The organism is Streptomyces sp. NPDC088252, from assembly GCF_044740965.1.
In the GTDB taxonomy this organism is placed as follows: domain Bacteria; phylum Actinomycetota; class Actinomycetes; order Streptomycetales; family Streptomycetaceae; genus Streptomyces.
The window spans coordinates 347,594-363,039 of the sequence record NZ_JBIURS010000007.1; the positions used below are offsets into that span (position 1 = coordinate 347,594).

Sequence of the window (15,446 nt, forward strand, 5' to 3'; positions counted from 1 at the left end):
CTTGCCCGACGTGAACAGTGCCTCTGTGAGCGACAAAGTAGCGATCATCGGCATGGGCTGCCGACTGCCCGGCGGTGCATCGGACCACCGCGCCTACTGGCAGAACCTCATGGAGGGCAAGGACTGCATCACCGCCACACCGGCCGACCGCTACGACGTCTCGACGCTCCGCAGCCGGTTCAAGGAGAAACCCGGGCGACTGATCGGTGGCCGAGGTGGATACATCGAGGGTTTCGACGAGTTCGACCCCGGCTTCTTCGGTATCAGCCCGCGCGAGGCCGACCATATGGACCCCCAGCAGCGCAAGCTGCTGGAAGTGGCGTGGGAGGCCTTGGAGGACGGCGGCCAGCGGCCCTCGGAGCTCGCCGGCAGCGATACCGCCGTCTTCGTCGGCGCGTTCACACTGGACTACAAGATCCTCCAGTTCTCCGATCTGGGCTTCGCCTCACTGGCCGCGCACACCGCCACCGGCACCATGATGACGATGGTCTCGAACCGTCTGTCGCACTGCTTCGACTTCCGGGGTCCCAGCCTGTCGATCGACACCGCCTGCAGCTCCTCCCTGGTGGCGGTGCACCTCGCCTGCCAGAGCCTGCACAACCGCGAGACCGATCTCGCACTGGCCGGTGGCGTCCTGCTGCACATGGCACCCCAGTACACCATCGCCGAGACGAAGGGCGGATTCCTGTCGCCCGACGGCCGCTCGCGTACGTTCGACGCCGCCGCCAACGGCTATGTACGGGCCGAGGGCGTCGGAATGGTCGCGCTCAAGCGGCTGGACGACGCCGTACGCGACGGCGATCCCGTCCACGCGGTGATCCTCGGTACGGGGGTCAACCAGGACGGCCGCACCAACGGCATCACCGTGCCCAGCGAGGACGCCCAGTTCGGCCTCATCCAACGCGTCTGCGCCGCAGCGGGCATCACCCCCGGCGCCCTGCAGTACGTGGAAGCGCACGGCACCTCGACCCCGGTCGGCGATCCGATCGAGGCGAACGCGCTGAGCCGGGCGCTCGCCGTGGGACGCAGGCCCGGCGCCCCCTGCTACGTCGGGTCCGTCAAGACGAACATCGGGCACACCGAGGCGGCAGCGGGCATCGCCGGGCTGATCAAGACCGTTCTCTGCCTGAAGCATCGCCGTATCCCGCCCCACATCAACCTGGAACGGATCAACACCGCCATCGACCGGGAGACCTCCCCGTACCGGATCCCGACCGAGCCGACCGACTGGCCCGAGCACGAGGGACCCGCACGGGCCGGGGTGAACTCGTTCGGCTTCGGCGGCACGAACGCCCATGTCGTACTGGAGGAGGCACCCGAGCGGGCACCCCAGCAGGCCGTGCGCCGCGAACGGGCCTGGAACATCCTTCCGTTGACCGCCCGGACCCCGGACGTCCTGCCCGAGGTGGCGGCGGGCATCCGTCGCGAACTGGCCGGGGTCCATGGGCCGGAGGTGTCGGCGACCGATCTCGGATACACGCTTGCCCGTCGCCGCCAGCACCTCGAGTCACGGCTCTGCGTCGTGTACTCCTCACGTGCCGAACTGGACGAGGGGCTCGCCGCCTTCCAACGGGGCGAACCCCACCCGAGGGTCGTCCACGGAAGGCAGCTCGATGTCGAACGGCGCCGTCTGGTCTGGGTGTTCACCGGCATGGGACCGCAGTGGTGGGGAATGGGCCGCCAGCTGTTCGAGGGCGACGAGGTGTTCCGGGAGGCGGTCACCCGCTGCGATCAGGCCATCCGCAGGTTCGCGGACTGGTCCCTGATCGCGGAAATGACGGCGGACGAAGCCGATTCGCGCATGGGTGAGACATGGCTCGCACAGCCGGCCAACTTCGCCGTCCAGGTGGGGCTCGCGGCCATGTGGCGCCAGTACGGTGTGCGGCCCGATGCCGTGGTCGGCCACAGCACCGGCGAGATCGCCGCCTTCCACGAAGCGGGCGTCTACACCCTGGAGGACGCGGCGCGAATCGTGGTGCACCGCAGTCGGCTCCAGCAGCGGCTGACCGGGACCGGCACCATGCTCGCCGTCAGCCTGCCGGAGGCGGAGGCGCGGTTCCGGGCGGCGGCGTACGGGAATCGGGTGTCGGTGGCCGCGGTCAACAGTCCCTCGGCGGTGACGCTGGCCGGGGACCGCGGCGCACTGGCCGAGCTTGCGGACGTGCTGCGGTCCGAGCAGGTCTTCGCCAAGCTTCTGACGGTACAGGTCCCGTACCACAGCGCGGGCATGGAGGCGATCAAGGACGAGCTGCTGACATCCCTGGCCGGACTCGAACCCCGGGCGGCGACGGTTCCGCTGTATCCGACGGCTCAGGAGGGCACGGCGCACGGCAGCGAGCTGGACGCGGAGTACTGGTGGAAGAACGTCCGCCACCCGGTCCTCTTCCGCTCGGCCGTCGACCGGCTCGCCGACGACGGGTTCGGGCTGTTCCTGGAGATCGGTCCGCATCCGGTGCTCGGCCACTCCATCCGTGAGTGCCTCGACGGCAGGGGGACGGCCGTGCGCACCCTTCCGTCGATCCGCCGCCGCGAGAACGAGCCGGAGCGCTTCGCGACGTCGCTGGCGGAGCTGCACAACGTCGGGGTCCCCGTCGCCTGGGACGCCCTGCACCCGGTGGGCGCTCCGGTGGCCCTGCCCCGCTATCCGTGGAAGCGCGACCGCTACTGGACCGAGCCCGGCCCCGTCGCGCACGTCCGCCTCGGCCGGACCGAGCATCCCCTTCTGGGCCGCCGCACGACGCACACGGAACCGACGTGGCACACGACGCTCGACACCGAGCGGCTGCCCTACCTCGACGACCACCGCATCCAGTCGACCGTCGTCTTCCCGGCGGCGGGGTACCTGGAGATGGCCGTGCAGGCGGTCCGCTCGCTGACCGGCGGCACCCACGCGGTGCTCACGGACATCGAACTCCGCAGAGCCCTCTTCCTGCCCGAGGGCGAGGACCGGGCCGTACGCCTGTCGCTCTCGCCGCAGAACGCCGTGTTCACCATCGCCTCGGCAGAGGAGGGCGGGGGTGAGCGGGCGGTGCACGCGAGCGGTGTCGTGCGCTCCGCGCAGCCGCGTCCGGCCGGCCCGCCCGTCGACACCGCGGCTCTCGCGGCACGCTGCCGACGTCGGCTGGACGGGGCTGACTGCTACACGGCGCTGGCCGCTCTGGGGTACCACTACGGCCCCGCGTTCCGGACCATCGAAGAGGTGTGGATCGGATCCGGTGAAGTCCTCGCCCGGCTCAGCCCGCCGGCGGTGCTCGGAGACGACGCGGCCCGGCACCACATCCACCCCGTACTGCTCGACGGCTGCTTCCAGTCCCTGCTCGCGACGCAACTCCTCGACGGCGGCGCGGACCGGCAGACCGCCGGCATCCGCCTGCCCCTGTCCATCGACGAGGTGTGCCTCGCCCCGGTCGGGGACCGGCCGATCTGGGTGCACGCCACAGTGACCCGCGGCGGCGCGGACGAGCTCGTCGGGGACATGGCCGTCTACGCGGACGGCGGCGAGTCCCTGGGCGGCATCGGTGGCTTTCGCGCAGCCGATGTGGAGAAGGCATCCACGACGGTCGGCCTCGGCACGATCGATTCCTGGCTCGCCGAGACCACGTGGATCGACAGGCCCTTCGATTCCGCCGAGGGCAAGGACCCGGGCGAAGGCCGGGACGAGGGCGAGGCCCGGATCGGAGCCGGAGCCGAAACGGCGGCAGGGGGCGGTGGCGACTGGCTGGTGTTCGCCGATCGGCAGGGCGTCGGCGATGCTCTGAGCGCCCTGCTCGCCGCGCGCGGTGAGCGCTGCCGTCTTGTGCGCCCGGGTGAGGTGTACCGAAGGGGCGACGACGGACGGGAGTTCACGGTCGTGCCGGGATCGGCCGCGGATCTGGAACGGCTCTTCGCCGACCTGGGCGAGGGCGGCCAGGACCGGGACAACGACCACGAAGGAGCGAACGGCAGGACCGGTGGGCCAGCCTTCGGAGCCATCGTGCATCTCTGGAACCTCGACCTGCCGCACCTCGCGGAGGCTTCACGGCAGGACCTCGTACAGCACAGCGGCACGGGGGCGTACTCGCTGATCACGCTCGCCCGGACACTGCTCCGCCACCGGGCCGAAGGCCGGCTGCACATCGTGACGCGCGGCGCGCAGTACGTCGAGCCCGGCGAGACCGTCGAACCCCTGGGGGCACCCGCATGGGGGATCGGCCGAGTGCTCAGACATCAGGAGCTGACCTCCCACCGAGGCAAACTGATCGACCTGGATCCCGGCCGAGGAGGGGGCGACGGATGCCGGGCCGACGCCCGGGCGCTGCTGCACGAGGTCCTCACCGATGACGAGGAAGAGATCGCGCTGCGCGGCGACCACCGCCTCACCAGCAGGATGCGGCGGGCCGAAGGGCTGACGCGTCCCCTTCCGCTGCGGCTGCGCGCCGACGCCGACTACCTGGTCACCGGTGCCTTCGGTGCGCTCGGCAGACTGCTCTGCCGGACACTCGTACGGCGCGGGGCGCGCGGTCTGATCCTGATCGGACGCACCGCGCTCCCGGAGCGCTCCGCCTGGCGCGGTCTCGACCCCGACACCGCCGAGGGCCGTGCCGTGGCCTTCGTCAAGGAGCTGGAGGCGCTCGGGGCACGCATCGTCCTGGCACCGCTCGACATCACCGATGAGGCCGCGCTCACGGCCTGGCTCGACGCGCGTCGGCGCACCTCCCCGCCGCCCGTACGAGGGGTGTTCCACCTGGCCGGCCAGGTACGCGACACACTCGTCACGGACATGGACCGGCGAACCTTCGCCGAGGCCCACGATCCCAAGGCCATCGGCGCGTATCTGCTCCACCGGCACCTCGGCGACGAACCGCTCGACCACTTCGTCCTGTTCGCCTCGATCGCTTCACTGCTGACGACGGCGGGCCAGACCAACTACGCCGCCGGGAACGCGTTCCTCGACGCGCTGGCCCAGCACCGTCGGGCACTGGGGCTGCCGGGGCTGAGCGTGGACTGGGGACCGTGGGCCACCGGCATGATCGAAGAGCTCGGGCTCGTCGACCACTACCTCCGCAGCCGCGGGATGAGCTCGCTCTCTCCGGATGCCGGCATGGCGGTCCTGGAGCGTGTCATGGGCCAGGACCGGGCCCAGTTGCTCGTTGCGACAGTCGTCGACTGGCCGGTGTTCCTGGCCTGGTACGGTTCGCCGCCCGCGCTGGTGGCCGACCTCGCGGCGACGGCAGGCACCGGCACGGGCGACGCCACGGGCGAGGGCATCCTCGACGCCTTCCGCGACGCGGACGCGACCGAGCGCCTGGCGCTGGTGACCCGGCGGTTCACGGAAGTGGCCTCCTCGGTGCTGCGGACGGGAACCGATCAGATCGACCCACGGGCAGGCCTCAACGCGTTGGGACTCGACTCGCTCCTGGCGATGGAGCTGCGCGCCCGGCTCGTCTCCGAACTCGGCGTCGCTCCGCCCGTGGTGGCCCTGCTGAGCGGCATTCCGGTCGACGAGCTGATCGGACAGCTCCACGACGGTCTCGCCGAGGCGGTGGCGCTGGAAACCGATGGTGACGACAAGGCCGCGGTGGAGGTGTTCGACGACGAGCTGCGCCATCCGCTGACGCAGAATCAGAAGGCCCTGTGGTTCCTCAGGCAGCTCGATCCCGACGGCTACGCGTACAACATCGGCGGCGCGGTCGAGGTCCGTGTCGCCCTCGAACCCGACCTGATGTTCGAGGCCGTCCGCTGCCTGGTGCGACGTCACCCCGCGCTGCGGACGAACTTCCTCACCGTGGACGGCGTGCCGGTGCAGCAGGTGTCCACGGACCGGAGCCCGGACGTCGCGCTGTTCGACGTACAGGACCAGGAGTGGGAGGACATCCACCGCACCATCGTGGCCCAGTACCGCAGGCCGTACGACCTCGAACACGACCCGCTGTTCCGCTTCCGGCTCTTCAAACGCGGCCCGGACCGCTGGGTGATCATGAAGGCGGTCCACCACATCGTCTCCGACGCGATCTCGACGTTCACCTTCATCGAGGAACTCCTCGCGGTGTACGAGGGGCTGCGTCAAGGCCGTGCGCCCTCGCTGCCGCCGGTCACGGCCCGCTATCTGGACTTCCTCAACGCACAGAACCGCTTCCTGGCCGGGCCGGCGGCGCACCGCATGCTCGACTACTGGCGCTCGCACCTGCCCGCCGAGGTGCCGGTGCTGGAACTGCCCGTCGACAAGCCCCGTCCGGCTGTGCAGACACACAACGGCGCCTCGGAGTTCTTCGTGCTGGACGCGGCTCTCACGGCCCGCGTGCACGCTCTGGCCCGCGCGCACGACGTGACCCCGTTCATGGTGCTGCTCAGTGCCTACTACGTACTGCTCCAGCGCTATTCGGGTCAGGACGACGTCATCGTGGGCAGTCCCGTGACCGGCCGGACCGACCAGGAGTTCGCCTCTGTCTACGGCTACTTCGTCAACCCGCTCCCGCTGCACGCGGACCTTTCCGGCGAACCATCGGTCGCCGACCTGCTGCAGCGGGTCCGCGCGACCGTGCTGGGCGGCCTCGACAACCAGGAGTACCCGTTCGTCCTGCTCGTGGACGAGCTGGGGCTCCAGCACGACCCCAGCCGCTCCGCGGTGTTCCAGGCGATGTTCATCCTGCTGACCCACAAGGTCGCCACCGAGAAGTACGGCTATCGGCTGGAGTACATCGAACTACCCGAGGAGGAAGGGCAGTTCGATGTCACGCTCTCCGTCTACGAGGACGAGGCGGAGCGTCGGTTCCACTGTGTCCTCAAGTACAACACCGACCTGTTCCTGCCTCGGACCATGCAGCGGATGGCAACGCACTACACCACACTGCTCGACAGCATGACCCGGGCACCGGCCGAACGGCCCATCACCCGGCTGGGGATGCTCGGGGCCCAGGAGCGTGAACGGCTGGTCCGCGAGTGGAGCGGCGCCGGGCACCTCGCTCCGCCGTCCGGTGCGGGGGAGTGGGAGAGGGGCCGGGTCCGCCCGGTGCATCAGCTGATCGCGGAGGTCGCGGCCCGGTGCCCGGACGCCGTCGCCGTCACGGTGCCGGCACGTCGCGGGAATGCCCTCCGGCTGACGTACGCGGAACTGGACCGCCGCTCAGGAGAAATGGCCCGGCGGCTGCGGGGACGGGGAGCCGGTGCCGGATCGGTGGTGGTGCTGTGCCTGGAGAAGACGCCCGACCTCGTCGTCGTACTCCTGGCGGTGCTCAGGGCCGGAGGCGCCTACCTCCCGGTCCCGACCGACCATCCGGCCGACCGCGTCGCGCACACTGTGCGGACCGCGGCCGCCACCCTCGTGGTCGTCGAGGACGATGCCTGCCGCGACCGGCTGCCGGGGCTTCCGGCCGACACGCTGACCCTGCGCGAGCTCCGCGAGTCCGAGCCCGCCCCGGACGACCCGCGGGAGCCCGCGTCCGGCGCCGAGGACACCTCCGGCCTCGACTCGCCCGCGTATGTCATCCACACCTCCGGCTCGACCGGGCACCCCAAAGCCGTGCAGGTCAGTCACCGGAACCTCGCCTCGGCGTACGGAGCGTGGCTGAAGGAGTACCGGCTGGACCGTGACGTGCGGGTCCACCTCCAGATGGCGGCCCCGTCGTTCGACGTCTTCACCGGAGACCTGGTGCGCGCACTGTGCTCGGGGGGCAATCTGGTCCTGGTCGACCGGGACCTGCTCTTCGACACCGAACGTCTCCACCGGACCATGCGGGAGGAGAACGTCGACTGCGCGGAGTTCGTCCCCGCCGTCGTGCGGGCACTCATGGACCACTGCGAACGAGAGGGCCACCGGCTGGACTTCATGCGCCTGCTGGTCGTCGGGTCCGATGCCTGGAAGGTGGGGGAGTACCGACGCCTGCGCGAGCTGTGCGGACCGCGCACCCGCCTCATCAACTCCTACGGGGTCACCGAGGCCACCATCGACAGCGCCTGTTTCGAGGGTCCCGTCGACGACCTGGAACCCGGGCGGACGGTGCCGATCGGACGCCCCCTGAGCAACAGCACGCTCCATGTGCTCGATCAGCACGGCGAGCCCGTGCCGCCCGGGGTGCCGGGCGAACTGTGGATCGGCGGCGACGGTGTCGCGCTCGGCTACGCGGGGGACCCCGCGCAGACCGCCCAGCGCTTCGTGACCCGGACACTGAGCCGGGAGCCGGGCGCCGAACCCGTACGCCTCTACCGGAGCGGCGACGCGGCACGCTGGGACGTGAACGGCTTCGTCCATCTGCTGGGGCGCGTCGACGACCAGGTCAAACTGCGCGGCCATCGGATCGAGATCGGCGAGATCGAGGCCCACCTCGCCCAGTGGCCCCAGCTGGCCCGGACGGTCGTCGCGGTGCGTCCCGACGGCCGGGGCGAGGACGTGCTCTGTGCCTACTGCGTTCCGGCGGAAGGAACAGCGCTCGACCGGCACGCGCTCCGTCGGCGACTCGCGGGACTGCTGCCCGCGTACATGGTCCCCTCGCACTTCGTCGTCCTGCCGGAACTGCCCTTGACCGCCAACGGGAAGGTCGATGTCGCTAGTCTCCCCACTCCCCGGTTCGACGCGTGCGACGAACCCGAGGAGAGGCTCACCACACCCTTCGAGGTGAGCATGGCCAGGCACTGGAAGGAACTGCTCGGGCTGGAACGGGTCAACCTGACGCACGAGTTCTTCGAGGCCGGAGGCAGCTCCATCAAGCTGATCGAGCTCATCCACCGACTCCGGCAGGAATTCGGCGTGGCCATTCCCGTGAGTCTGCTGTACCAGGTCACGACCCTGCACGGGATGGCCGCCACGGTGGAGCGTCTCGCCACCGGCGGGATCTCGGACGACCTGCCCTGTCTCAGCTTCAACGGAGACCGGGAGCGGACGGTGTTCTGCTTCCCGCCGGCCGGCGGCCACGGCCTCGTCTACCGGGCCTTCGCCGCCCAACTGCCCGAGTACCGCCTGGTCGCCTTCAACTACGTCCCCGGCGAGAACAAGGTGGGCCACTACGCCGACCTCGTCGAATCCCTGCGGCCCGAGGGCAGCTGCCTGCTGCTCGGCTACTCCCTCGGCGGCAACCTCGCGTTCGAGGTGGCCAAGGAACTCGAATGCCGGGGACGCGATGTCGTCCATGTGATCGTCCTCGACTCGCACCGCATCCTGGAGCCCTACGCTCCCGGACGCGAGCACTTCGAGATCTTCGAGGCGGAACTGGCCGAACACCTGCGCAAGCACACCGGGTCGGAGATCGTCGCTCGCGAAACCCTCGAACACGCCGCGGAGTACCTGGCGTTCTGCGGCCGCACACCGAACCTCGGCGCGGTCTCCGCGACCGTCAGCGTGGTCACGGACGAGGAGAAGACCGCGCTCTACGCCGCAGGCGCCCGTGGCACCTGGCACGGCAGCTCCAATACGGCCACGGCCGTGCTGCGCGGCTCCGGAATCCACGCCGACATGCTCGACCCCAAGCACGTGGCGCGCAACGCCGAGATCGTGCGCGGCATCCTCCAGGGGGGCGGCGCCGATGGCCGGTGACACGGGCGACGCGTGGAGCGCAGGTGAGCGGGGAGCGGACGGCAGCCCCCGGGTCATCGTGATCGGCGCCGGTGTCGCCGGCATGTCCACCGGGTGCTACGCACAGATGAACGGAATGCGGTCCCGCATCTTCGAGAAACATGTGCTGCCGGGCGGGTGTTGCACGGCCTGGTCGCGGGACGGCTACATCTTCGACTACTGCATCGAGTGGCTCATCGGCACGGCCACGGGCAACGACGCCCACCAGGTGTGGCGCGAACTGGGAGCGCTCGACGGCAAGACCATCACCAACTTCGAGATGTTCAACCGGGTCGTCGACGAGACCGGCCGCGCAGTGGTCTTCTACAACGACCCGGACCGGCTGGAGCGCCACCTGCTCGACCTGTCGCCCGGCGACGCCCGGCTGATCCGCTCGTTCTGCCGCGATCTGCGGCGGTTCATCGACATCGAGCTGTACCCCTTCCTGACCGCCCCGGCCCTGCGGAGCGTGCGCGAGCGGGTGGAGATGCTGCGCACCGTCCTGCCCGCGTTCCGTCTCTTCTGGCGCACGGCGTCGACACCCATGCACGAGTTCGCCGACCGGTTCCAGGACCCGCTGCTGCGCCGGGCGTTCCGCAACATCTTCTTCCAGGACCCGGAAGGGTTCCCGCTGCTCCCGTACCTGTTCAACATGGCCAGCGCCCATCACCACAACGCCGGATTCCCGCAAGGAGGTTCGCTGGGCCTGGCCCGGTCGATCGAGGAGCGGTACACGGCGCTGGGCGGCGAGATCAGCTACCGGGCACGGGTCGAACGGATCCTGGTCGAGGACGGACGTGCCATCGGCATCGAACTGCGCAACGGCAGACGGTACTACGCCGATCACGTCGTCTCCGCCTGCGACGGCCACACCACGATCCACGGCCTGCTGCAGGGCCGTTTCACCGGGCCGCGGATCGACAAGCTGTACAACGACCTGCTGCACCGCCCCGGCACCCTCTTCCCCGCGGTGGTCTCGGCCTTCGTCGGGATCCGGGGCGATCTGGGCCCCGACCGGGCGCACAGCACCACGTATCTGCTCTCCCCCGAGGACGCCGCGCGACTGCCCGGCGCGCTCCAGAGCAGTCTGGTGGTCCAGTTGCGCTCCCGCTACTCGGACGGATTCGCCCCGCCCGGAAGGTCGGTGGTCCACTGCACCTACTTCAGCGACTTCGCCCACTGGAAGGCGCTGCGCACTGCCGATCGCAGGGAGTACCGGGCACAGAAGCGTCAAGTGGCCGACTTCGTCCGAGGATTCCTGGAGCGCCGCCTGCCGGGCACGGCCGAGCGCATCGAGCTGGTCGACGTCGCCTCCCCGGTGACGACCCGGCGCTACACCGGCAACCACGAGGGCTCCATTCTGGCCTGGAAGGCCTTCTCCGAGGCCGACGACATCGCGGCCGGGCTCGTCGGCAAGGACCGCATGCGCCTGCCGGGACTGCGCGGCTTCTCCATGGCCGGACAGTGGGTCGGCATGGGCGGCCTGATCCGTGCCGCGTCGACCGGCCGCTTCGTCGTCCAGTACCTCTGCGACGAGCTGGGGCGCGGATTCACGGCGTCCGAGAGCCGTGGGGAGGAACCCTGGCACCCCGGAAAGCTGGGCCACCTGCCCCAGCTCGACCAATGGTCCGCGAACGGGGGCACCCACACATGAACAGCGAGGAGAGCAGGTTCATGCCGCGCACCCGACGCGAGTCGATGATCATCATCGGTGCAGGGCTGGGTGGCCTGTCCACCGGCTGCTACGCCCTGATGAACGGCTACCGCACCCACATCCTGGAAATGCACGAGCTGCCGGGCGGCTGCTGCACGGCCTGGGACCGCGGAGACTTCACGCTGGACCCTTGCGTCAGCTGGCTCCTGGGCAGCGGACCCGGCAACGAGATGCACCAGATCTGGCTGGAGCTGGGCGCGTTGCAGGGCAAGCAGGTACGGCATTTCGATGTGTTCAACGTCGTGCGCGGCCGGTGCGGGCGGGCGGTGTACTTCTACTCCGACCCCGACCGGCTTCAGGCGCATCTGACGGACATCTCGCCCGCCGATTCCGCTCTGATCCGTGACTTCTGCAAGCAATTGCGCACATTCCGCAAGTGCCTCGCGGTCTATCCGTTCCTCAAGCCCGTCGGGCTGATGTCGATGCCGGAGCGCTGGCGCATGCTGGCGTCGTTCGTGCCGTACTTCAACGTCGTGCGCAAATCGATCAGCGTCCTGATGACCGACTACTCGGCCAGGTTCCGGGACCCCCTGCTGCGCGAGGCGTTCAACTTCATCCTCTACGAGAAGCACCCGGCGTTCCCCGTGCTGCCCTTCCACTTCCAGCTCGCCTCGCACGCGAATCTCTCCGCCGGCGTCCCCGAAGGCGGTTCGCTCGGACTGGCCGAGTCCATCGAGCGGCGCTATCGCGGACTCGGCGGCGAAGTGACCTACAACGCCAAGGTCGAGAAGGTACTCGTCGAGGACGACCGTGCCGTCGGCGTACGGCTGAGCGACGGCAGCGAACTGCGCGCCGACATCGTCGTCTCGGCCTGCGACGGCCGCACCACGATGATGGACCTGCTCGGCGGCCGCTACCTCGACGACGCCTACCGCCGCCTCTACACCCGGACCATCCACCGGCCCGGCATGGTCTTCCCCGGGTACTTCACGCTCTTTCTCGGACTGCGCCGCGACTTCCCCGACGCCGACCCCTGCACGACCTATCTGCTCGACGAGGCGGAAGCCGCCCATCTGACCGGAATCCGCCATCCCAGCATCAACGTCCAGTTCCGCAGCAGGCACTATCCGGAACTCTCCCCGCGCGGGACGAGCATCGTGTACGTCACCTACTTCTGCGACATCGCTCCCTGGCGGGCCCTGGACGAAGGACCCGAGCAGGCCACCCGGACCCGTGGCGGGCGGAGACTCCACACGCTGCCGGTGCGTCACGGCCGCGGGTACTACGCGGCCAAGAAGCGGGCCCGCGACGTACTCGTCGCGTTCCTGGAACGGCGCCACCCCGGCATCACCGACGCGATCGCCGTGCGCGATGTGTCCAGCCCGCTCACACAGGTCCGCTACACGGGCAACTACGACGGCACGGTGCTCGGCTGGCAGCCGTTCGTGGAGAGCGGGGAGACGCTGGAGACACTCATCAAGAAGCACGGCCCCGGCCTGCCGGGACTGCGGAACTTCTACCAGTCCGGCGTATGGGCGACGACGGGCGGCCTGATCCGCGCGGCGGCGGCGGGCCGGCACGTCATGCAGTTCATCTGCCGGGACGACGGCAGGACCTTCACCGCGTCCGTCGACGAGAGCGGGCCGCCCCCCACTCATCTCGTCGTTCCGGTGGGCCCCCGACCGGACGCGCGGTCCGCGACGGTCGACCGGTTGTCCCCCGTCGACAGAAAGGGAACGGGATGAGGACCAGGAAATGGGTGGTACGTGAGCACGTCGAGGGCGTCCCCGACATCGAGAGGGTCTACGGGCTGGTCGAGGAGGAACTCGACGTCGACCTCGCCCCGGACGAGATGCTGCTGAGAACGCGCTACGTATCGGTGGATCCCTACCTCCAGGGCATCGCGCTGGACACCCCTCTCGGGGCCCACATGGGGGCCGACTCGATCATGGAGGTGCTGGAAGCGGGTCCACGGGCGGCCCACCGGCCCGGCGATCTGGTGCAGGGCTTCGGTGGCTGGCGCACCCATCTCATCAGCGACGGCGCGGCGACCCCGTGGCAGACCGGTACGTTCCCGATGGTCTTCCCGGCCTTCCGCCGCCTGGACCCGAACTGGTACGACGACGCCCTTCCGCTGTCCACCGCGCTGAGCGTCATGGGCGGTCCCGGGATGACGGCCTGGGGCACCCTGACCAAGTTCATGTCCGTCCGCCCCGGGGACACCGTCGTGATCAGTGGCGCCTCCGGCTCCGTCGGGTCGCTGGTCGGTCAGCTGGCCAAGCTCGCCGGGGCGCGGGTGGTGGGTACCACCTCGACGGCGGACAAGGCGGAGTACCTCGACGAGCTGGGATTCGACGCGGTCGTCGTCTATCGCCACAAGGACAGCTGCGACGCGGTGCGCGAAGCCCTCTCCTGGGTCGCACCGGACGGGGTCGACAAGTACTTCGACAACCTGGGCGGCACGGTCACCGACGCCGTTTTCTCCATGCTCAACGTCGGCAGCCAGGTGGCCGTGTGCTGGCAGTGGGCCACCCAGGTCGGCCGGGAGGCCTTCGGGCCGAGGCTGCTTCCGTACATCATGTTTCCCCGTACATCGGTGCGCGGCATCTTCTCGCTTGAATGGTTCACCGAACAGAACTGGCGCGCCCTCCACGACGAGCTCGGCGGCAGGGTCCGGCGGGGCGAGATCCGCTGCGGGCACACCCTTCACCAGGGCTTCGAGAACATCCCGGACGCCTATCGGAGCCTCTACGAGGACACGGGAGCCAGTCGGGGCAAGGTGCTGGTCGAGCTCTGACCCCCCGTCGCTCCGATGTCTTCTTCCCGCCCGCACGACCGTGCCCAGCACCCCGACGTACCCGTGCCCGCCTGGAGGTCCCATGCCCCGCTCCGACGACTCCGACGCGACGACCGGCCTGCCGACTCTCCCTCTGCACCGTCTGGGCTTCGACTCACCCGGACCACCCAGGCAGGTCGACCTGCCCGACGGGACAGGGGCGTGGCTGGTGAGCCGGTACGAGGACGTGCGCAAGGTCCTGACCGACACCCGGTTCGGACGCGCGGGGCTCCACACACCGGACGCCCCGCCCCTGACGGCGGACGCCGGTCTGGTGGGGAGCCTGGATCTGATGTTCAACCAGGACGGCGAGGACCATCTGCGCCTGCGCCGCTCGCTGCGGCGCGCCTTCACACCGAGGGCCGTCGCCCGATGGCGGCCCTGGATCGCCGCGATCGTGGAACAGCGCCTCGACGAGCTCGCCGCCGGAGCCCCTCCGGTGGACCTGGTGGCCGCCTTCACCCTTCCGCTCCCGGTCGAGGTGATCAGCCGGCTCATGGGTCTCGACACCGCGGCGAGGCAGCGACTGCGCCACTGGACCCAGTACGCGTTCTCGGACGGCTCCCACCCCAAGGAGGAAATGGACTCGGCGCTGGCGGAGTTCGCCGCGTTCGGAGCCGCGCTGCTGGCCGAGCGGAGAAACGCACCGGGGGACGATCTGACCAGTGTGCTGGTACGGGCGGCCGATGAGGAGGGAGGCATCCCGGAGGGACAGTTGGTCGACCTCGTGTGCGGACTGGTGGTGGGCGGGCACGACAGCACCATGACGATGCTGGGCAACGCCCTGCTCTTTCTGCTCGGCGAACGGCAGGAGATCTGGACCCGTCTCGGGGAGGACGAGCGGGCCGCCGAGGCGGTGGCCGAGCGGTTGCTGCACCTGGTCCCGCTCGGCGACGACCGGGGGACCGCGCGCCACGCCGCCGCCGATGCGGAGGTCGGCGGCGTGACCATCCCTGCGGGATCGGTGGTGCTGGCCGACTGCGGCATGGCCAATCGCGATCCTGATGTCTTTCCGCCCCGGCCGTTCGACGACCTGTTCGCGCCCTTGGCGGCCCCCACCCTGTCGTTCGGCGCCGGTCCGCACTACTGTCTGGGCGCCTGGTTGGCGCGGCTCGAACTCCAGCTGTCCCTGCACCGGCTCGCCGCCCGCTTTCCCGGCCTCCGGCTGGCACGACCGGCCGAAGAAATCGAGTGGCGACGCGGCACCACGTCCCGCAGCCCTCAGCGGATCACCGTCACCTGGTAGGAGGAAGGCACACGGTCGGCGACAGGGGCCGGAGCCCACCCCGTCCGATCCCGGAAGGGCCGGCCGTGGAGCCCCCGGCCCGACAGGACCGACGGACTGCGGAAGGGTGATGCGCACGGCCCGCACACGACGACCGGAGCGACGACGGGCCCCGGCGGAGGGCAGCCGATGTGCCGGGGGTGAGCAC

The 15,446-nt window shown here is 70.0% G+C and carries 5 protein-coding genes; all 5 read left to right on the top strand.

All coding sequences use genetic code 11. The annotated features are described in order from the left end of the window. Window position 1: 1 nt before the first annotated feature. The 5 genes from ACIOHC_RS17575 to ACIOHC_RS17595 all read left to right on the top strand — a co-directional run bounded on the left by ACIOHC_RS17575 (window position 2) and on the right by ACIOHC_RS17595 (window position 15,259). Window positions 2-9,505: an amino acid adenylation domain-containing protein gene (locus tag ACIOHC_RS17575; RefSeq protein ID WP_401843122.1), complete on the top strand. Its 9,504-nt coding sequence runs from the start codon at window positions 2-4 to the stop codon at window positions 9,503-9,505. Next, window positions 9,495-11,177, top strand: a complete 1,683-nt coding sequence (locus ACIOHC_RS17580; RefSeq protein WP_389637022.1) for a phytoene desaturase family protein — start codon at window positions 9,495-9,497, stop codon at window positions 11,175-11,177. The genes ACIOHC_RS17575 and ACIOHC_RS17580 overlap by 11 nt, the downstream gene beginning before the upstream one ends. Window positions 11,178-11,197: 20 nt before the next feature. After that, complete coding sequence (locus tag ACIOHC_RS17585) at window positions 11,198-12,922, top strand: NAD(P)/FAD-dependent oxidoreductase (RefSeq protein ID WP_351076399.1); 1,725 nt, start codon at window positions 11,198-11,200, stop codon at window positions 12,920-12,922. Then, entirely contained in the window at window positions 12,919-13,974 is a 1,056-nt protein-coding gene (locus ACIOHC_RS17590) for an NADP-dependent oxidoreductase (protein ID WP_351076397.1), read from the top strand. The genes ACIOHC_RS17585 and ACIOHC_RS17590 overlap by 4 nt, the downstream gene beginning before the upstream one ends. Before the next feature lie 82 nt (window positions 13,975-14,056). Beyond that, the gene (locus tag ACIOHC_RS17595; protein ID WP_351076394.1) at window positions 14,057-15,259 is read left to right on the top strand and encodes a cytochrome P450; all 1,203 of its coding nucleotides are present in this window, start codon (window positions 14,057-14,059) and stop codon (window positions 15,257-15,259) included. The last annotated feature ends 187 nt before the right edge of the window (window positions 15,260-15,446 follow it).

Bases quoted from the DNA above. Each gene is read 5' to 3' on its own strand.
- ACIOHC_RS17580 (WP_389637022.1), top strand. From the start codon at position 9,495: ATGGCCGGTGACACGGGCGACGCGTGGAGCGCAGGTGAGCGGGGAGCG.
- ACIOHC_RS17585 (WP_351076399.1), top strand. From the start codon at position 11,198: ATGCCGCGCACCCGACGCGAGTCGATGATCATCATCGGTGCAGGGCTG.
- ACIOHC_RS17590 (WP_351076397.1), top strand. From the start codon at position 12,919: ATGAGGACCAGGAAATGGGTGGTACGTGAGCACGTCGAGGGCGTCCCC.
- ACIOHC_RS17595 (WP_351076394.1), top strand. From the start codon at position 14,057: ATGCCCCGCTCCGACGACTCCGACGCGACGACCGGCCTGCCGACTCTC.